Genomic DNA, 18,664 nt, shown 5'->3' on the forward strand with positions numbered 1-18,664 from the left:
CACCCGTGAGCGGCCGGGGGATGGGAGCGGCTTCCTAGATCGGGTCGATGGAGCAGCAGGAGCTGCACGACATCGACAGGTTGGAGCAGCTGATGCCGGAGGCGCCGGTCTCGGGAAGCGCGACGCTGTCACGCATCGCCGTCACCGACAGCTCCTCCAGAGCCAGCTCGTCGACCTGGAAGGCGAAACTGGGCATGGCACCTCTCTCACTCAGGTGGGTTGGATGCACGAGCAGCACGAGGAGGTGGTGAGGCACCCGGAGGCGGCGGTCTCGGGGAGGGCGACGCTGTCGCGCATCGCCGCCACCGACAGCTCCTCCAGGTTCAGATCCGTCACCTCGAAGGGGAAATCGGTCATCGCACGCTCCCTACTGGATGACGATGCAGCAGCAGGACGAGGACGTGGCGATCGAGGTGAACGCGCTGCAGGCGGAGGCGCCGGTCTCGGGAAGCGCGACGCCGTCGCGCATCGTGGTGACCGACAGCTCCTCCAGAGCCAGGTCCTCCAGGTTGAAGGTCAGGTTCGGCATGGGGTTTCATTCCTTTCCGTACACGTGCGAGTGCGGCTGGCGGGTGGAAGGGAAGCGGCGGGCACCTCCTTCAGTCCAGGGCGCGGCGGCCGAAACCGAGCGCGCCCGCGACCGCGAACCCCGCGCCGGCCACCGCCATGACCAGCAGGCAGAGCCAGAACGCGAGGTGCGGGATCTGGGGGACCATGACCGCGCGCATGGCCTCGCTGACGTAGGTGAGCGGGTTGAGCGCGCAGACGACCTGGAACCACGGCAGCCGCTCCAGCTCCGGCCAGGGGAACTGGGTGGCCCCGGTGAACATCAGCGGCGTCAGCACCGCCGCGAAGACGGTGTTGATGCCCCGGGGCGAGACCGCGGTGCCCAGGGTCATCCCGATCGCCGAGCCCACGAAGGCCCCCAGGGCCATGACGAGCAGGGCGGGCGGCACGGAGGCGAGGGCGATCTCGGTGCCCGGCAGGACGAGCAGGCCCAGCGGGATCATGACCGCTCCGGCGAGCAGGCCGCGAACCGTGCCGAAGAGCATCTTCTCGACGGCCACCAGCCAGATCGGCAGCGGGGCCAGCAGCCGGTCCTCGATCTCCCTGCTGTAGGAGAAGTCAAGCGTCAGCGGCAGCGCGGTGTTCTGCAGCCCTCCGACGAAGGCGTTGAGCGCGATGACTCCAGGCAGCAGCACCGCTCCGAAGTCGCCGCCGACGTAGCCCAGGTCGCCCAGGACCGTGCCGAAGACGAACAGGATGAACAGCGGCTGCAGCACCACCTGGGTCAGGAAGGCGGGCAGTTCGCGCCAGGTGACGACGAGGTCGCGCGTGAGGATGGCGGCGAAGGAGCGCGCCACGGGCGGCCTGGGGGTCGCGGCCCTGGCCTCGTCGATGGTGGTCATCGCAGCTCCCGTCCAGTGAGGCGGAGGAAGACGTCCTCCAGGCCGAGGCGGGCGAACTCCACCCCGGCGAGCGTGAGGTCGTGGCCGGCCAGCGCCTTGACCACGGTGGGCAGCACCTCACCGGGGTCGTGCGAGGTGTACAGGCGTACGCGCCCGCCCGGCAGCTCCTCCACGCGTTCGACGGTCTCGACGGCGGCGAGCGCCGCGGCCGCCGCGCCCTCGGCCGGGTCCAGCGAGAGCGTGAGGGTGTTGCTGCCCGGCAGCTCCCTGACCAGGGCGCCGGGGGTGTCCAGCGCCAGCACCTTGCCGTGGTCCAGGATGGCGACCCGGTCGCAGAGCTTGGCCGCCTCGTCCATCTGGTGCGTCGTCAGCACCACGGTCACGCCGCGCTCGCGCAGCTCGGCGATGCGCTCGTGCACGAACAGCCGCGACTGCGGGTCCAGCCCGCCGGACGGCTCGTCCAGGAACAGCACGCGCGGCTCGTGCATGAGCGCCCTGGCGATCATCACGCGCTGCGCCTGACCGCCGGAGAGCCGGTCGGTACGGTCGCCCGCGCGGTCGGCCAGGCCCATGCGCTCCAGCAGCTCGTCGGCCCTCCTGCGCCGTTCGGCGCGGGGCACCGCGTGGTAGGCGGCGTGGCACTGCAGGACCTGCCGGATGCTCAGCGAGCGGTCCAGGTTGGTCCGCTGCGGCACCACGGCCAGCACCTGCCTGGCCCGCGTCGGTTCCCGCAGCACGTCGACGCCCTCGACGACCACCCGGCCGCCGCTGGGACGCACCCGCGTGGTCAGCACGCCGACCGTGGTGGTCTTGCCGGCCCCGTTCGGGCCGAGCATGCCGAAGACCTCTCCGTGGCGTACCTCGAAGCTGATCCCGTCGACCGCGGCACGGGGATTTCCCCGGTAATTCTTGGTGAGATTCTCGACCTCGACAGCGTTCATTTCTTCACCGATACCGATCGCGTCGTGGAAACGGGCGAAGCGTATTCACGTGGGCTCGCGACAGTCAAGGTCCGAAAAATTGGCCGACCGCTGTCAGTACACCTTTCCGACAGCATGGTCAAGACAGCAGAAAAGCTGTCAGGTGATCGCGGCGGGACGCGGCTCATACTCCGGGAGTCGAACTCCAGCACCTGGGAGGTGAATCATGTCCCCTGCGATCACTACCGCCGACTTCGGCCTCGCCGACCTGGATCTGTCCAGTCTGCAGGTGACGGCCATGCGTGACGCCGTCGCCCTGCCCGAGACCGGCGCCTCGTCAGGATCGTCGAGCTGCGGCGGTTGCTCCACCTGCGGCTCGTCGTCCTGCTGCGGCGGTACCGAGATCGAGTGATCCACCGGCCGGGACGCCGCTTCCGCCGGAACTGCGCCCCGGCCATTCAAGAACCCATTTGCGCGCTTGGACGGGTACGTATGATCGACGTTGTCTGCCATTATTACGAGGACTTCAAGGCGCCGTTGCTGCGGCAATTCCTCATTCCGCTCGCGCGGTCTTTTCCCGGCAGCGTCCACCTCGATCGGCATTGGTTGCGCGGGCCGCACGTCCTGCTCCGTTTCCACGGTCCTGGCGATCACGTCCGGGCCGCGGAGGAGGCCGCCGACGCCTGCCGACGCCACCTGGCGGCCTTCCCCTCCACCGCCGTGGTGGATCCGGCCGAGCTGGTACGGCAGGCGGAACTGGCCGGACGCGCCGAGCTCGTGCCCGGGCCGTACGCACCCCTCCACCCTGACAACTCGGTGCTGGTGCGCCCTGCCGACCTGGCTCCCCTGGTCGACCTGCTGGGCTCGCGGGCCGCCGTGCTCGCGCGGTGCGAGCTGCTGGCCCTCGGCCTGGGCGCGGTGGAGCGGTCACTCGAGCTGGCCGGCGACCCCGGCTCCCGCGTCACCCTCGCCCTGGTCGCGATCACCGCCCATGCCGCCGGATATCCGGCCGGGCTGGGAGCGGGCTACCAGTCCTTCCTGTCGCACGTGGCCGACCATCTGGCCTACGAGGATCCCGACGGCAGCCTGGAGGCGGCCTTCGAGCGCCAGTGGGCCGAGCGCGGCGCGGGGGTGACCGAGCTGGTCCGCACCGTCGCGGAAGGCGGGGTGCTGCCCGGCCGGCTGGAGGGCGTCGCGGCGGCCTGGCGCGCCTGGTCACGTGACGCGTCCGCGCACGCCGACGCCGCTCTCGACACCGCCGCCCTGGTCGGCGGCCGTAACGGGCACGCCGCCGTCGCCGCCCGTTTCGGCGGCGACACCGAGATCCGGTGGGACTTCACCCGCCGCCACTACAGCGAATACCACCAGCTGCTCAACCGGTCCGGGTTCGAGAAGGTGGCGCTGAGCAGGCCCTTCGGGCTCTACCGTTTCGGCACCAACGTGCTCTACCGCCTGCTGGCGCTGTGCGACCTGCGGCCTGTGGAGCGTTACCTGGCCGCCTACCTGTTCAGCGAGGCGGTCGAGCGCATCACCGGGCGGACGTGGCGCGAGCGGCTGAGCGGAGCTCCGGCGTGAGCGCGGAGGCGGTCCTGCGGCTGCGCCCTGTGGTGCGGGCCGGTCGCCTGCCCGCGGGTGTGCACCTGCGGTCGTGGAGCGGCGCGGTCAGCCTGGAGGGGGCGGCCGGGCTGTGGCCGCTGTGGCAGCGGCTGGCGCCGTTGCTCGCAGAGGGGGTGAGCGAGCGCGATCTCGACGCGCTGTGCCCGGAGCCCGCTCTGCGGGAGGCCGTGCGGATGCTGCTCGATCGGCTGCGGGAGCACGACCTGCTGGTGGCGGTACGGCCCGGCGACGGCATGCCGCCGGCCGTACGGGGATGGCTGGAATCGGCGGCGCCCGACCCGGACGCGGCGTGGCGCTCGCTGGGCGCGGCCACCGTGACGGTGCGGGGCGAGGGGCGGCTGGCGGAGGCGGCGCGTGAGGCGCTGGCCCGCTGCCATGTCGGCGCCCGCACGGCGCCCGCCTCGGACGGCCTCACGCTCATCGCGGGCGTACTGGTGGTCCGCGCCGCCGGCCTGGGCCCGACGGGGTTCGTCACGCCCGCCCTGCCCCCCGCCCAGGCCGCCGCCCTGGCCGCCGCCCTGACCACCCGCCTCGCGGGCCCCCCGGCCACCCCTCACCTGCCCGACGCCCCGGCCGCCCGCCTCGCGGGCCCCCCGGCCACCCCTCACCTGCCCGACGCCCCGGCCACTCGCCTCGCAGGCCCTCTGGCCACCCCTCACCTGCCCGGTGCGGGCCACGGGCTCGCGCCCGATGCGGTGCTGGCCGAGCTGCTGGGAGCCGCGGCGGCCGACCGGATGGTGAGGGCGATCGCCGGATGGCCCGCCAGGTCCGGCGAGGTCCTGCTCGCCAAGGCCGACCCGCTGGAGGCCTCCTACCGCCCCTGGCCGCCGGCCGCCCCGGTCTCGCCCGCCCGCCGCGTCACGCTGGAGGAGGCGCTCCGGCGGGCCGCGCTGCTCACCGACCCCGACCTCGGGGCGCTGCCCCCCGCCGTCCCGGACGGCCACCCCCAGCTCCCCCTCGGCCTGGTCGTCTGCCCGCTGCCCGGCCGCGAGGTCACCGGAGCCGGTCCCACGACCGACACCGCCCATCTGGCGGCCGTTCAGGCCGCCGCCCAGGCGCTCATCGGCGAGGACCCGGCGCGCGCGGCCGTGGGCGCGGACGAGCTGCACGCCTGCGGCGTCCTCCTGCGCCGCCTGGCCGACCGCCTGGCCGCCGGGCTCTCCCCGTGGCGCGGCCCGGTCCCCGGCAGCCACTGGTGGCGCGTCCTGACCCGCCGTCTGGGCCGCGCCGTGCGGCTGTGCCTGCGCGACCTGGACGGCGCCTGGCACGCCGAGATCGTCGACAGCGGCGGCTCCCGCCTGGGCTGGGCGGTCGAGCGCGACCGTGACGAGGCGGCGGCCATGGCCGCCATGGCCGCAGTCGGCACGCTCCTGGCACCGGGGCCGGTCACGCCGGTCTGCGGAGCCGTACCCTGCCCCGATCTCACCCCGGAGGAGCGCGACGGCGATCTGGGCAGGTGGTTGTGGCCCGCCGCGCTCTCCGCGTACGAGGAGGAGCTGCAGGCCCGCCTGCGCGAGCTGACCGGCTGCCTGCCTCACCGCGACGAACGGCCCTGCGCGGTGAGCGCGGCGGGCTTCCAGATCTGGCGGAGCTGAGCATGGACTTCGACGTCGTCGTCCTCGACACCTGGACCCTGGAATCGGTCACCGAGCTGGCCGCCCGCGCCGTGGACGGCGGGCCCGCCGTCCTTCCGGTGCGCTGCGACGGCGGCCTGGTGCTGGTCGGCCCGCTCACCGGACCGGGAACGAGCGCGTGCGTGGCCTGCGCCGAGCACGCCAGGATCCACGCCCTGCCCGGCCACACCCCGCACACCGGCCAGGTCATGGGCGGCTCGGTCCCGCCGACGGTCGCCGCCCTGGTCGAGCGCCTGGTCGAGCGTCTGGCGGAGCGGCCGCAGGACGGCGTCATGTGGGCGATCAGGGGCGAGAGCCTGGAGGTCTCCACCCACCGGGTGCGGCCCTTCGGCGGCTGCCGGGTCTGCGCACCGCTGCCCGACGACTCCCCGCGCCCGATCACGATCGCCTCGCACCCGGTCACCGGCACCGGCCTGCGCGAGGCCAACCCCCGCACGGCCGGCGCGGGCGGGCTGCGTGAGGTCCTGCTGGACTGGCGGGTCGGCCCGGTGCTGCGGCTGTTCCGCTGGGGCTCGCGCAGCCTGCCCCTGGCCAGCGCCGAGTTGCCGGGCGCCGCCGACTCCTCCGAGGCGGGGTACGGCAGGGCGGAGGACTTCGCCGACGCCGAGCGGGTGGCGTTGTTCGAGGCGCTGGAGCGGCTGACCGGCATGACGCCGCGCGGCAGCCGTACCGTCGTGCGCGCCGCCCACGCCGAGCTCGACCCGCACGTCGCGGTCGATCCGGCCACCCTCGGCCTGCACGAGCCGGAGTTGACGGACCATCCGGCCTTCCGCCTGACGCCCTACGCTCCCGGCCTGCCGCTCGCCTGGGTCCACGGCTGGTCGCTGACCCACGGGCGCGACCGGCTGGTGCCCGAGGAGCTGGTGTACTGGCGGCTGCGCGGCAGGCGCTCGATCTACGACTCCTCCAACGGCTGCGGGCTCGGCTCCAGCCTGGCCGAGGCGATTCTGTACGGACTGTTCGAGGTCGCCGAGCGCGACGCCTTCCTGATGGCCTGGTACGCCCGCACGCCGCTGCGGCGGATCGCCACCCCGACGGAGGACCCGCAGATCTGCCGTCTGGCCGACCGGCTCGGCTCGCTCGGGCACGATCTGCTGCTGTTCGACGCCACCAACGACTTCGGCGTGCCGGCCGTCCTCAGCATGATCCGCCGGCGCGTGCCGGATCCGCGGCGGCCGAACGCCCTGTTCGCGGCCGGGGCCCACCATGACCCGCTCACCGCCGTCAGGTCGGCCGTCGTCGAGGTCTACATCAACGCCAGGAACGCCGCGGATCCGCGCATCGTCTCCTTCGACCCCGACCGGCTGCGGCCCATGCTGGAGGACCCCACGCTGGTCCGCACGGTCGACGACCACGTCTTCGTCAACGCTCTGGCCGAGGCCGCCCCCTGGCACTCCTTCCTGAGCGGCGAGGAGACCCCCGTGTCCTGGCGCGAGGTGTGGCCCCGCCGCCCCGCCGTACCCGACCTGGGCGAGCACCTGTCGGAGTGGGTGGCGCAGCTGGCGGCGCGGGGCTTGGAGGTGATAGCGGTCGACCAGAGCGAGCCGGTCACCCGCGAGCGGCTCGGGCTGCACGCCGCCAAGGTGATCGTGCCGGGGTCGCTGCCGATGACCTTCGGCCACGTCTACCGCCGCACCCGCGGCCTGCCCCGGCTGCTGGAGGTGCCCGCGAGGCTGGGCCGCCTGCCCGCACCGCCGCGCTACGACGACCTGCCCTTCCACCCCCACCCCTTCCCCTGACGTGAGGACTGCCGTGGACACCTGGACGAGCCTGCATTGCTTCGTGCACTGGTCCGTGGAGCGGACCGACGACTTCCTCACCGGCGTCCTGGGCCCGCTCATGGCCGCCCGCCGCACGTCCGGTTGGTTCTTCATCAGGTACTGGGAGGGCGGGCCGCACCTGCGCGTGCGCGCCCTCGGCGCCCGCGACCCGGCGGAGCTGGAGCGGGCGGTGGCGGACGCGCTGGCGGACGCGGTGGCGGGCGATCTGCCCCCCGACCTGCCCGCCGACGCCGGCTGGACGCCGCACGGGATCGTGAAGTCGATCGCCTACGAGCCGGAGACCGGCAGGTACGGCGGAGCCGAGGGCATCGGCGTGGCCGAGCGGGTCTTCTGCCGCTCCACCGAGACCGCCGTGGAGGCGCTGTCAGGGCGCTTCCCGCAAGGACGGTTGAGCGCCGCCATCCACCTCGTCCGCGCCACCACGCTGGGACTCGGCCTGGACGAGCGGGCCGCGGCGGCCTGGCTGCGCAGGCACGCGGCGAGCTGGCGGCACACCGGCGAGGTCGAGCTCCTGCCGCCCGCCGTGCCCCTGGCGCGCACCGCCAGGCTCGTGGCCGGCCAGGGCGAGGCGCTGCGCCACCTGCTGGCCGCCGCCGAGGATGACGATCTGTGCGTCCGCTGGCGCCGTACGGTGGCCGAGGCGGACGGCGAGCTGGCCGCGCGCGGGCTCGACGAGGTGCGCCGGCTGTGGATCTGGGCGTCGCAGTTGCACATGCTCTGCAACCGTCTGGGCGTCCGGCCCGACGAGGAGCGCGCGGTGTGCTGGCTGGTCGCCGCGCTGCTGGCCGCCGACGCGGGAGCCGACCAGCGCTACCTGGAGGAGTCGAAGTACCCGCCGGGGATCCTGCCGTCGCTGCCCGACGACTCCCACGGCGTGCCCTCCCAGGACCGGCCGCCGATGCCCGGACTGCCCGAGGTGCGCCTGCCGGAGGGCCCGCCGCTCAGCCTGCCGCTGGGCGAGGCCCTGGACCGCCGGGCCTCCTGCCGTACCCTTACCGGCCCGGTGGGCGCCGCGGAGCTGGGCTCGCTGCTGGGCCTGGCGTTCGGCGCCAGGGCCGACCGCACGCTGCGCTTCGGCGACGGCCCCGCCCATGCCTACCGGCGCCGCCCGTTCCCGGGCGCGGGAGCCAGGTACGGCACGCGCCTGCGTCTGGTCGTGCGCGAGGTCGAAGGGCTGGACCCGGGCACCTACCACGTCGGCGAGGACGGCCGCGCCCTGCGACGGCTCGGAACGCCGCCGGCGGACGACGAACTGGCGGCCACCTCGATGTGGCTGACCTCGGCGCAGGCGGACGAGCGGCTCGGCCTGATCGACGTCACCCGCGTGCCCGCCGTCCTGCTGCTGACCGCCCACCTCGACACCCACCGCCCCAGGTACGGCACGCGGGCCCTGCGCTTCGCCCTGCTGGAGGCAGGCCACGTCGCGCAGAACCTGACCCTGGCGGCGACCGCGCTGGGGCTGGGCACGATCACCCTCGGCGGTTTCTACGACGACCTGGTGCACGAGCTGTTCGGGCTCGACGGGGTCGCCGAGAGCGCGCTGTACCTGCTGCCGGTCGGCCTTCCCGGCTGAGCCGTCAGCCGAGCAGGCCGTCCTCACGGGCGCAGCGAGCCAGGTCCACCTTGGTGTAGGCGCTGCGCCCGCAGTCGGCGTACTTGCGTTTGATACGTTCCAGGTACTTCTTGGCCGTGGACGGCTGGATGCCCGCCCGGCGCGCGGCGGTCTCCAGCGTGAGCCCGGAGGCGTACCCGAGCAGCACCGCCCGTTCCTGGCCCGACAACTGCGGGCCGACCCCCAGCAAGGCGCGGATGGCGGGCGCGAGCCGGCCGGGCGCGAGAGCGGACTGCGCGGGCGCCTCCACGAGGGTGGCGTCCTCGCCGAGCGCGAAGGCGCGGTGGCCCGCGGCGCGCAGGAGCCGGAGGGTCTCGGCGCCGTCGGGCGGCCCGGCCAGGGCGGCGTCCACGACGATCACGTCCGCCCGGTCCCCCTGCCGATCGGTCAGCTCGGGGAGGCTGCCGGCCCTGGCCAGAAGCCTGCAGCCGGGGTCGGCCGCCAGTGAGGCGGTGGCGATGACCAGCAGATCGGGATTGTCGATGATCAGGGACACGGAGATCATGGGCGCTCCAGGCGGGGAGGGGTGCGGTCCCGATGGCGGATCCGGCGGTGGATCCGCCACGGAGGCTAGACCACCCGAATGGATCACGACTGGACGCCGAATGGATCACCGTCAGCCGGTGGCTCCGGCGACGAGCGTCTCGATCTCTTCCATCTCATGCCGGTTGCCGATCCTCCCGTACAGTCCCCTGGCCTCCTCCCACGCCGCCAGGGCCTGCGCGTTCTCGCCCAGCATGACGTGGGCGATGCCGAGGGCCTTCAGCACCATGGCCTGAAGGTGCAGCACCCCCAGCTCGCGGAAGACCCGCAGGGAGAACAGCAGACGCTCGCGCGCCTGCTCGAAGCGGCCGTTCACCAGGTCCCTGGTGGCCAGGCTCCGCGAGACGATGGCGCGGGTGATCTCGCCGGCCATCTCCTCGCTGAGCTCCTCGGCCGTGTCGAGGAAGGAGTCGGCGTCCGGCTGCTTGGTGAGCACCCCGCTCTCGCCGAGCACGACCAGCGCCAGCAGCTCCTTCAGCCGCACTCCGAGGCTCCTGCTGAGCCGCAGGCCCTGCAGCAGCGCCTCGCGGCTCTCGTCGTAACGGCCCTGGTAGTGGCGGACCATGCCGAGCGAGCGGAGCGCCGTCAGGTGCAGCCGGTTCACCTTGCGATCCCTGGCCCGCTCGACCACCCGCTCGAGGTGCGCCGAGGCGAGTTCCAGCTCGCCGCGCTCACGGTAGGTGAAACCCAGGCCCGCGTGGACGAAGTCGAAGCCCGCATCGTGGCCGTGCTCCCCGGTCAGCCGCTGCGCCAGGTGCATCAGCTCCAGACCCTCCTCGCCGTGCCCCTCGGCGAGCACCGCGGTGCCCAGCATCGCGAGCGCATGGATTTCGCCGCGGACGTCTCCCACCGAGCGGAACAGGTCGAGCGCGATCTGGGCGTGCTCGTGCATCGCGAGCGGCTGGATCATCGGCACGCTGAACAGGTAGGCGAGGTTGCGGGCCATCACCGCCCGCCCACGCGGAACGTCCTCGCCACACGCCGCCATCGCGACCGCGTGCACCGCCTGGCTCTCCTCCAGCAGGTCGCGCATCTCGTGGAAGCCCACGCACGCCTCGGCCAGGTTCCACGCCAGGTCGGCTCGTCCCTCGCGAGCGCTCTGCGTGATCACGACCGCCAGGTTCGCCCGCTCGCTCTGGAACCATTTCACCGGATCGTCCAGCAGCAGGCCGGTGTGCTCCGCCGGCAGCCTCCTACGGGGCGCCGGACCGCGCAGCGCGGGCAGGGTCCGGTAGGCCAGCTCCGTGTCCGCCTGCTCGGCGAGCGAGAGCCAGGTCGCGTAGGCCCTGACCCTGGCCTCCTCCCGCGCGGCCTCGTCGTCCTCCAGCGCCGCCCGCTCCGCCGCGTACAGCTTGATCAGGTCGTGCATGCGGTAACGCGGCTCGCCCGTCTCGTCCTGGTCGGCGACCGACACCAGCTGCACGTCGATGAGCTGGTCGAGCAGGCGCTCCGCCTGCTCCTGCGGCTCGTCCAGGAGGGCCGCCAGGGTCCAGTCGGCGAAGTCGGTGACGTCCAGCAGCCCCAGGACGCGGAAGGCCCGCCGTACGGCCGGCGGCAGCGCGTCGTAGCTCAGCCCGAAGGTCGCTCGCACCGCCAGGTCACCGGCCGACAGGTGGTCCAGCCTGCGGCGCTCGTCGCTCAGCTGCCTGCGGAAACGTTCCAGGCTCAGGTGGGGCTGGGCGGCCAGGCGGGCGCCCGCCACGCGGACGGCCAGCGGGATGTGGCCGCACGCCTCCAGGATCGCGCGGGCGGCGTCGCCCTCACCCCTCACCCGCTGCTCGCCGATCAGGTGCACGAGCACGTCCATCGCCTCGTCGGCGGTGAAGACGCCGAGGTCGAGCCGGTGCGCGCCGCTCAATCCCATGAGCCGCGACCGGCTGGTGACCACCGTGGCGCAGGTGGCGGCGCCGGGCAGCAGCGGGCGCACCTGGCTCTCCTCCACGGCGTTGTCCAGCACCAGCAGCACCCGGCGGCCCGCCATCCTGCTGCGGTACAGCGCCACCCGGTCGTCGAGCTCCTTGGGGATGACAGACCCGTTCACGCCCATGGACATCAGCAGCCGGTGCAGCACCGCCGCGGGATCGGCGGCGGGCCGGTCGGTGCCGTGCAGGTCGACGAAGAGCTGGCCGTCGGGGAAGTTCTCCCGCAACAGATGCCCCAGATGCACGGCCAGGGTGGTCTTGCCGACGCCGCCCAGCCCGGTGACCACCGCCGTCGGCATCGCCGTACGACCGTCGGCCGGGGAGCCGAGGATGCGCGACAGCGCCGAGAGCTGGCCGAGCCGGCCCGAGAAGTCGCTGATGTCGGGAGGGAGCTGGGCGGGGACGGGTAATCTTCCCCACCCCGGCGCGGCCGGCTGCCCGCCCGCCTGCGGCTTGGCGGCCTGCTGCTTGCCCGGCTGGAGCGTGTCGGCGTGCAGGGCGAGCTCGTGGGCGGCAGCGAGCTGCGCACCCGGCCGCACGCCGAGTTCCTCGTCGAGCCTGCGGCTGATGTCGCGGTAGTGCATCAGCGCCTCGGCCCGCCTGCCGGTGGCCAGGTAGAGCTCAATGAGGACGCTGTGAACGCGCTCGTCCAGCGGCGCCATGCGGCCCATCTCCTCGGCCAGGGGCAGCACGTCGACCGCGTGCCCGTTCAGGACGGCCGATTCGGCAAAGGTCTCCAGGGCGACGATCAGCTCCTGGGCCAGTCCCGCCAGCAGCGGATGCCCCGCCAGGGGGCGCAGCTCGGCCAGCGGCTGGCCGCGCCAGAGCGCCACCGCCCGCCGCACCCGATCGTGACCGCCACCCTGCCTGGCCAGGGCGCGAAACTCCCAGAGGTCCACCTCGACCTCGTCGGTGCTGAGCAGGTAGCCGTCGCCGACGCGCGGGAGCAGGCGGCTGGCCACGCGGCTGGGGCGATCGGGTTCGAGGATGCGCCGCAGCCGTTTGACGTAGGTGTGCAGGACGTTGACGGCCGTGGCGGGCGATCTCTCGCCCCACAGGATGTCGACCAGCTCTGACATCGGCGCGCAGCGGCCCTCGGCCAGGGCCAGCACGGCCAGGACGCTTCGCTGCTGGGCCGGTCCGAGGTCGAGTTCCGCCTGCCCACGATAAGCACGGAGGGAGCCGAGGATCTCTATCCGCAACGTCACCCACGGCAGTATGGAGGCAACCGCGACCAAGATCCAGGGCCCCCACGGGCATGGGGTGCCCGGGTCCGGAATCTTGGCAGAGCCGTTCCATGTGCAGTCCCTTCGGAACACGCTTCATGGCGAGGCATCGGAAGGCCCCGCCAGGAACTGCACGAGTGAGGCGACGAACCCGCCCGCTGAGAACCATGGGCGTCCGAGGTGGGTTGCTCACAGCTGTGGATCTACGCTGTAAAGGAGTGCGCCATTTACATTGCCTGGAGTCCCTGGAGGTGAGATGCAGATCTTGACCCTCGGTCAGTCGGCCAAGGTTCATAAGGATGCCTAATCCCAATTCTCCCACCGTAGCCAGCGGTGCTTGTCGAACAGCCAGTCGTGGGTCAGGCGGACGCCCGTCATCCGCTCGGCCAGCGCCAGCGCGAACGCCTGGAAGTCCGTGGCCCGCTTGCCGGAGAAGTCTCCGACGAGATCGTCCAGCAGGTGCGGTTGCTCGCCCTGCCGGTGGAAAGGCTCCTCCCCCCACTCCATGAATTGCAGAACGGTCAGCGGCTGCGCATTCACGTAGTAGTCGAGGCTGTGGCTGTTGACGCCTGAGTAGACGTTGAGGGCCTTGCCTTTCGCGGACAGCGCACGGAGGGTTTCATGATCGGAGCCGGTGTCGCCGTAATCGGGCTCCACGACGACCAACCAGGAGCCGAGTTGCCCGGCGATCGCGCTGCAGGCGACGCCGCCGGCCTCCTCTCGCGCTTCGTGGCCGGCGTTCTCCGCCTCGACCAGGTCGTATCGCAGGCCGGTGTCCGGGCCGCTGCCGAAGACAACGGCCACCTCGTCGAGGGTGAGTCCCTCACACCAGGTGATGCACAGAGTTTCGGAGAAGTAGCCGGCGATGTCGGAGTAATGCTCTTTCATGTCGTTCAACGGCATCCCCTGTTCGTGAGCGAGCGCCGACCAGCCCGTCCTGGTCGGCGCCTTGTCGAGCATCACTCTGGCCGCCGGTTCCGGCTCGGTCGATGGTCACAGTTCAGGACGGTCACGTTCGGGCCTGGCAGAGGAGTGATGAATGGTGATCACCGCGGGGCATGTCGTCGTCGAGCCGCAACAGCGTGAACGCTATCTGGCGGACTGCGTGGGCGTCATCGAGTTGGCCCGCCGGGCACCCGGCTGCCTGGACTTCGCCGTCAGCGCGGACCTGGTGGATGCCGGTCGCGTCAACATCTTCGAGCGCTGGGAGTCGCTGCCGGCCGTCGAGGCGTTCCGTAGCGATGGTCCCAGTGACGCGCAACGTGCTGTGATGCTCGATGCTGGGGTCTTTGGAGAGGGAGCTCGCGTCGGCGCGGGCGTGGGCGTTCAGCATCGCCTTCGTCCTCGCCGCCGAGGCGGCCTTCCTCGATGCCCTGGACGGCTGGCTGAACCGCCGTCCCAGTGTCGCCCGGATCGTGCCGCGCGCGGTCGTGGGCGTGACTCTCGCCCTCGCCATCGAGGCCAACCCCACGAGCTCGCTGTGGGAGCTCAACGACGACAGCGCTCTCGACCGCCTCGTCCCCGCGTGGGATCGGCTGGTTGGTCGGCGCGAGCCGGGACTGTCCTGACAGAGCGATGGTTTCTGATTGATCGTGTCTTGTTGTCCGTTATGGGAATGGGGAGGTTGTAGGGGAGCCGGCCGGTGGAGGCGAGGGATGATGGGTGGACCTGTCGTGGTCGGTACGGATGGCTCCCCGTCATCGGCGCCGGCCGTGGAGTGGGCCGCCGCCGACGCCCGCAGGCGGGGGTTGCCGCTGCGGATCGTGCACGTCTGTGAGCAGTGGTCGCATGGCGTGGACACGTCGAGGTACTGCGAGGGCGCGCTGGAGGCGGCGGCGGACAGAGCTCGCGCGCTGAGCACGGATGTCCAGGTCAGTACGGCGATGCTGGCCGGCAACGTGATCGACGTGCTGGTGGCCGAGTCGGCGTCCGCCGACAGCGTGGTGCTCGGCAGCAGGGGCGCGGGCGGGTTCGCCGGGATGCTGCTCGGCTCCGTGGGGCTGGCCGTGGCCGGTCACGCCGCCGGCCCCGTGGTGATCGTCCACGGCGACGTCGGCGGCGAGCACGGTCTGGTCGTGGCCGGTGACGACGGCTCGCCGCACGCCCGGGAGGCCGTGGCGTACGCGATCGAACAGGCCCGCGCCCGCCAGGCCCGCCTGCGGGTGATCTACGCCTGGCGGGTGCCGGTGGTGGAGTCCTCCTGGCCGGTTCAGGGCCCTCAGCTCGCGGCCTACTTCGAGGAGGACGCGCGGGCGGCCCACGAGCGGGCGGACCGCTGGCGGGAGGCCAACCCCGACATCGTGATCGACGACGAGCAACTGCGCGACCATCCCGTGGCCGCGCTCTCCGACGCCACGGACACGGCGGATCTCGTCGTCGTCGGCTCACGCGGGCTGGGCGGGTTCTCCTCCGCGGTGCTCGGCTCGGTCAGCCACGGCGTGCTGCACCACGCCAAGTGCCCGGTGGCCGTGGTACGGCCACGCGAAACCACCGGCCGGGAGGGACCGTGACCGGCCTGATCGTCGCGGGCGTGGACGGTTCGGCGCCGAGCACCACGGCCGTCGAGTGGGCCGCCGACGACGCGGCCAGGGCCGGCGCGAAGTTGCGGGTCGTGCACGTCCTGGACCTGCGGCCGTACGAGATCTTCGCAGGCCAGCAGGAACCCCTGCGGAGGGCGGCGGGCAAGGTGCTGGCGACCGCGGAGGAGGCCGCCCGCGCCCGGCAGCCGGCCGTAGAGGTGAGCACCCGCCTGGTGGAGGGCGTTCCCGCGGCCGTGCTGCGCGAGCAGGAGGCGAGCGAGGTGGTCGTCGGCAATCGCGGCGTGGGCGGGTTCGCCGGCGCCCTGCTCGGCTCGGTCACCACGGAGGTGGCCGCGCGGGCGCGCTGCCCCGTGGTCGTCGTACGCGCCGAGCCCCGGGAGGAGACCGGCGTCATCGGGGTCGGCGTCGACGAGTCCGACACCTGCGAGCCGGCCCTCGGCTACGCCTTCGAGCGGGCCAGGTCGTACGGCGCCACGCTGCGTCCGATCCACGCCTGGCAGGTGCCCGTGCACGCCTTCGCCCCCGAGATCTCCTACGACCTGGACGAGGTACGCGCCTCCCGGCACCGGCTCGTCAGCACCCGGCTCGCGCCCTGGCGGGCGAAATTTCCGGACGTGGAGGTCGTCGAGGACGTCCAGAACGCGCACCCGATCGACGCGCTCACCGGCGTCGCCTGCGACCTGATCGTGGTCGGCTCGCACGGGCGCGGCGCGCTCGGCTCGCTGTTCCTCGGGTCGGTCAGCCGAGGGGTGCTCCACCACGCGCGCTGCCCGGTCGCGGTGGTACGCCCGCAGGAGTGAACCGAAGGCTCGCACCTGCTCCGCGCGCAGGACCCCGGCCGAACCCCTCTGACCTGGGAGAATGGTGCGACGCCTACGAGGGGGAGCAGGAGAGATGGGCGCTTCGGAGACCGGCCGCCGGTCGGGGTTGTCCTCGCGGGAGGCGGACGCCCGGCTCCGCAGGGACGGCCCGAACCTCCTGCCTTCCCGCCCCCCGGTGGCGCTGTGGCGGCGGGTCGCCGGGCAGCTCCGTGACCCGCTGATCATCGTGCTGCTGGTGGCCGCCGCGCTGACCGCGATCACCGGCGACTGGGCGGACATGGCCGTGATCATGCTGGTGATCGTGGTCAACACCGGCGTCGGCGTGACGCAGGAGGTCCGCGCGGACCGCGCCATCACCGCCCTGACCGAGCTCACCGCGCCCGTCGCCCGCGTCGTACGTGACGGGGCGCAGCGGCAGATCCCCGCGGCCGACGTCGTGACCGGTGACCTGCTGGTGCTGGCCGAAGGGGACATCGTGCCGGCCGACGCCCGCGTGGAGGAGGCCGCGGCGCTGCTGGTGGACGAGTCGGCGCTGACCGGCGAGTCCGTCCCCGTGGACAAGGAGCCGGGCGAGAAGGTGTCGGCGGGCACGGTCGTGGCGCGCGGGCGGGGCCGGGCCGAGGTCACGGCCACCGGCTCGGCCAGCGCGGCCGGGCGCATCGCCGCGCTGATGGCGAAGGGCTCCGGCCTGACGCCGCTGCAGCGCCGCCTGATCGGGGTGGGGCGGCTGCTGGCCGGGGTCACCGTGTTCCTGTGCGTGGTGGTCGGGGCGCTCGGCCTGATGCGGGGGCAGCCGGTCGAGCTGATGGTGGTGACCGCGATCAGCCTGGTGGTGGCGGCCGTGCCCGAGTCGCTGCCGGCCGTGGTCACGCTGAGCCTGGCGCTGGGCGCGCGGCGGATGGCCGCGCGGCAGGCTCTCGTACGCCGCCTGCACGCCGTCGAGACGCTCGGCTCCGTCACGGTCCTCGCCACCGACAAGACCGGCACCCTCACCGAGGGCCGCATGGTCGTCCGCCACCTGTGGACCCCCACGGCCGAGGCCACGCTCACCGGCACCGGCTATGATCCCGCGGGGCGGTTCGAGGGCGATCCGCCCGCCGCGTTCGCGGACCTGCTCACCGCCGCCGCCCTCTGCAACGACGCCCGCCTCCTCAAGGACGAGGACGGCCGATGGCAGGCGCTCGGCGACCCCACCGAGGCCGCGCTGCTGGCCGCCGCCGCCAAGGCCGGTCTCGACCGCGCCGACCTGCACGCGCGCCACGACCGCCTGGCCGAACGCCCCTTCGACAGCGTGCGCAAGCGCATGAGCACCCTGCACGCGCGGCCCGGCGGTGGCGGGGTCACGGTGATCTGCAAGGGCGCCCCGGAGGCCCTGCTGCGCCCGCCGGTGCTCACCGGCGACCCCGAATCCCACCTCCGGGCCGCCGAACGGGCCGAACGCTACGCCCGCGCGGGCTACCGCGTGCTGGCCGTCGCCCGCGCCGACCTCGCGACCGCGCCCCGCGAGGTGCCCGAGGAGGGGCTGGACCTGCTCGGGCTGGTCGCCATCGTCGATCCGCCCCGCCAGGCCGCGGCCGGCGCGGTCGCCGACTGCCGCCGGGCCGGGATCCGGCCGGTGCTCATCACCGGCGACCATCCGGGCACGGCGCGCGCCATCGCCACCGAGCTCGGCATCATCGGCCCCGGCGACCCGGTCGCCGACTGCCGCGACCTGCCCGTTCCGGACGGCGTGGCCGTCTACGCCCGCGCCACCCCCGAGCAGAAGCTCGACCTCATCGAAGGCATGCGCGCGGGCGGCGACGTGGTGGCGATGACCGGCGACGGCGTCAACGACGGGCCCGCGCTGCGCCGCGCCGACATCGGCGTGGCCATGGGCCGGCGCGGCACCGAGGTCGCCCGGCAGGCCGCCGACCTGGTGCTGGCCGACGACGACCTGGACACGGTGGTGGCCGCCGCCGAGGAGGGCCGGCGCGTCTACGCCAACATCCGCCGCTTCCTCGTCTACGGCCTGTCCGGCGGCGCGGCCGAGATCGCCGTCATGCTGCTGGGGCCGCTCTTCGGGCTGGCGCTGCCGCTGCTGCCCGCCCAGATCCTGTGGATCAACCTGCTCACCCATGGCCTGCCGGGCGTCGCGCTCGGGGGCGAGCCCGCCGACCCCGCCGCGATGAACCGCCCGCCCCGCCCGCCCGACCAGAGCATCCTGCGCGCCGGTCTGTGGCAGCGCGTCGTCCGCCTCGCCGTCGTGCTGACCGCCGTCACGCTCGGCGTCGCCGTCTGGGCCCTGCACACCGGCCGTCCCTGGCAGAGCATGGCCTTCTTCGCCCTCGGCGCCACCCAGCTCGGCGTGGCGCTCGGCTCGCGCGCCCGCCCCGGCTCGACGGCCAACCTCATGCTGCCGCTCGCCGTGGCGGGGGCCCTCGTGCTGCAGCTCGCGGGCCTGTACGTGCCGCTGCTGCGCGAGCTCCTCGGCACCGAGCCCCTGGCCGCCGGTGACCTGGTCGTCGTGGCCGTCCTGTCGCTCCTCGGCTACGCCGCCGCCCGCCTGGACCGGATCCTGCACCGCGAGCCCGTTCCACCGGCCCGGCCGGCAAGAAATGCAGCGGAATAAACATCGCATAAACATATTCGCTTATCGCATG

17 protein-coding genes and 1 pseudogene are annotated in these 18,664 nt (G+C 73.3%); 10 read left to right on the forward strand and 8 right to left on the reverse strand.

What is annotated here, in order from left to right; all coding sequences use genetic code 11:
* Nucleotides 1–34 precede the first annotated feature (34 nt).
* The 5 genes from ABD292_RS04550 to ABD292_RS04570 form a co-directional block, all read right to left on the reverse strand.
* Nucleotides 35–196 carry a thiazolylpeptide-type bacteriocin gene (locus tag ABD292_RS04550; protein ID WP_329579958.1) on the reverse strand — a complete coding sequence of 54 codons (162 nt, stop codon included), beginning with the start codon at nt 194–196 and terminating at the stop codon, nt 35–37.
* Nucleotides 197–210: 14 nt separating this feature from the next.
* The gene (locus ABD292_RS04555; RefSeq protein WP_344205441.1) at nt 211–357 is read right to left on the reverse strand and encodes a thiazolylpeptide-type bacteriocin; all 147 of its coding nucleotides are present in this window, start codon (nt 355–357) and stop codon (nt 211–213) included.
* Nucleotides 358–367: 10 nt separating this feature from the next.
* Nucleotides 368–529, reverse strand: a complete 162-nt coding sequence (locus ABD292_RS04560; protein WP_329579952.1) for a thiazolylpeptide-type bacteriocin — start codon at nt 527–529, stop codon at nt 368–370.
* Nucleotides 530–599: 70 nt separating this feature from the next.
* Nucleotides 600–1,409, reverse strand: a complete 810-nt coding sequence (locus ABD292_RS04565) for an ABC transporter permease (protein ID WP_344205442.1) — start codon at nt 1,407–1,409, stop codon at nt 600–602.
* Entirely contained in the window at nt 1,406–2,350 is a 945-nt protein-coding gene (locus ABD292_RS04570) for an ABC transporter ATP-binding protein (protein ID WP_344205443.1), read from the reverse strand. Before ABD292_RS04570 ends, ABD292_RS04565 begins: the two co-directional genes overlap by 4 nt.
* A 205-nt stretch (nt 2,351–2,555) precedes the next feature.
* Here ABD292_RS04570 and ABD292_RS04575 point away from each other — a divergent pair, with 205 nt between their 5' ends.
* The 5 genes from ABD292_RS04575 to ABD292_RS04595 all read left to right on the forward strand — a co-directional run bounded on the left by ABD292_RS04575 (nt 2,556) and on the right by ABD292_RS04595 (nt 8,934).
* Nucleotides 2,556–2,741 (forward strand): thiazolylpeptide-type bacteriocin, encoded by a 186-nt coding sequence (locus ABD292_RS04575; RefSeq protein WP_329579942.1) that lies wholly within the window; start codon nt 2,556–2,558, stop codon nt 2,739–2,741.
* Nucleotides 2,742–2,821: 80 nt separating this feature from the next.
* On the forward strand, nt 2,822–3,904 hold the full coding sequence (locus ABD292_RS04580; protein ID WP_344205444.1) for a hypothetical protein: 1,083 nt from the start codon (nt 2,822–2,824) through the stop codon (nt 3,902–3,904).
* A complete protein-coding gene (locus ABD292_RS04585; protein ID WP_344205446.1) occupies nt 3,901–5,541 on the forward strand; it encodes a hypothetical protein in 1,641 nt (546 codons plus the stop codon). The genes ABD292_RS04580 and ABD292_RS04585 overlap by 4 nt, the downstream gene beginning before the upstream one ends.
* A gap of 2 nt (nt 5,542–5,543) precedes the next feature.
* Nucleotides 5,544–7,319: a TOMM precursor leader peptide-binding protein gene (locus tag ABD292_RS04590; RefSeq protein WP_344205448.1), complete on the forward strand. Its 1,776-nt coding sequence runs from the start codon at nt 5,544–5,546 to the stop codon at nt 7,317–7,319.
* Nucleotides 7,320–7,332: 13 nt separating this feature from the next.
* Nucleotides 7,333–8,934: a thiopeptide-type bacteriocin biosynthesis protein gene (locus ABD292_RS04595; RefSeq protein WP_344205450.1), complete on the forward strand. Its 1,602-nt coding sequence runs from the start codon at nt 7,333–7,335 to the stop codon at nt 8,932–8,934.
* Between the two features lie 4 nt (nt 8,935–8,938).
* Here ABD292_RS04595 and ABD292_RS04600 read toward each other — a convergent pair whose 3' ends face one another.
* The 3 genes from ABD292_RS04600 to ABD292_RS04610 all read right to left on the reverse strand — a co-directional run bounded on the left by ABD292_RS04600 (nt 8,939) and on the right by ABD292_RS04610 (nt 13,624).
* Nucleotides 8,939–9,478 carry a response regulator transcription factor gene (locus tag ABD292_RS04600; protein WP_344205452.1) on the reverse strand — a complete coding sequence of 180 codons (540 nt, stop codon included), beginning with the start codon at nt 9,476–9,478 and terminating at the stop codon, nt 8,939–8,941.
* Nucleotides 9,479–9,589: 111 nt separating this feature from the next.
* On the reverse strand, nt 9,590–12,646 hold the full coding sequence (locus ABD292_RS04605) for an AfsR/SARP family transcriptional regulator (RefSeq protein WP_344205455.1): 3,057 nt from the start codon (nt 12,644–12,646) through the stop codon (nt 9,590–9,592).
* Between the two features lie 321 nt (nt 12,647–12,967).
* Nucleotides 12,968–13,624 (reverse strand): DUF6461 domain-containing protein, encoded by a 657-nt coding sequence (locus ABD292_RS04610; RefSeq protein ID WP_344206431.1) that lies wholly within the window; start codon nt 13,622–13,624, stop codon nt 12,968–12,970.
* 79 nt (nt 13,625–13,703) lie between these two features.
* On the opposite strand from ABD292_RS04610, the pseudogene ABD292_RS04615 reads away from it, so the two are divergent.
* The 5 genes and pseudogenes from ABD292_RS04615 to ABD292_RS04635 all read left to right on the forward strand — a co-directional run.
* Nucleotides 13,704–13,892, forward strand: a pseudogene (locus ABD292_RS04615) (putative quinol monooxygenase); the annotation flags it as partial.
* Between the two features lie 61 nt (nt 13,893–13,953).
* The gene (locus ABD292_RS04620) at nt 13,954–14,232 is read left to right on the forward strand and encodes a hypothetical protein (RefSeq protein WP_344206451.1); all 279 of its coding nucleotides are present in this window, start codon (nt 13,954–13,956) and stop codon (nt 14,230–14,232) included.
* 90 nt (nt 14,233–14,322) lie between these two features.
* Nucleotides 14,323–15,174 carry a universal stress protein gene (locus ABD292_RS04625; protein WP_425565033.1) on the forward strand — a complete coding sequence of 284 codons (852 nt, stop codon included), beginning with the start codon at nt 14,323–14,325 and terminating at the stop codon, nt 15,172–15,174.
* Entirely contained in the window at nt 15,171–16,004 is an 834-nt protein-coding gene (locus ABD292_RS04630) for a universal stress protein (RefSeq protein ID WP_344205458.1), read from the forward strand. The genes ABD292_RS04625 and ABD292_RS04630 overlap by 4 nt, the downstream gene beginning before the upstream one ends.
* A gap of 94 nt (nt 16,005–16,098) precedes the next feature.
* Nucleotides 16,099–18,633, forward strand: a complete 2,535-nt coding sequence (locus tag ABD292_RS04635) for a cation-translocating P-type ATPase (protein ID WP_344205460.1) — start codon at nt 16,099–16,101, stop codon at nt 18,631–18,633.
* Nucleotides 18,634–18,664: the final 31 nt, after the last annotated feature.

This window comes from Nonomuraea bangladeshensis, assembly GCF_039529455.1.
Lineage (GTDB): Bacteria > Actinomycetota > Actinomycetes > Streptosporangiales > Streptosporangiaceae > Nonomuraea > Nonomuraea bangladeshensis.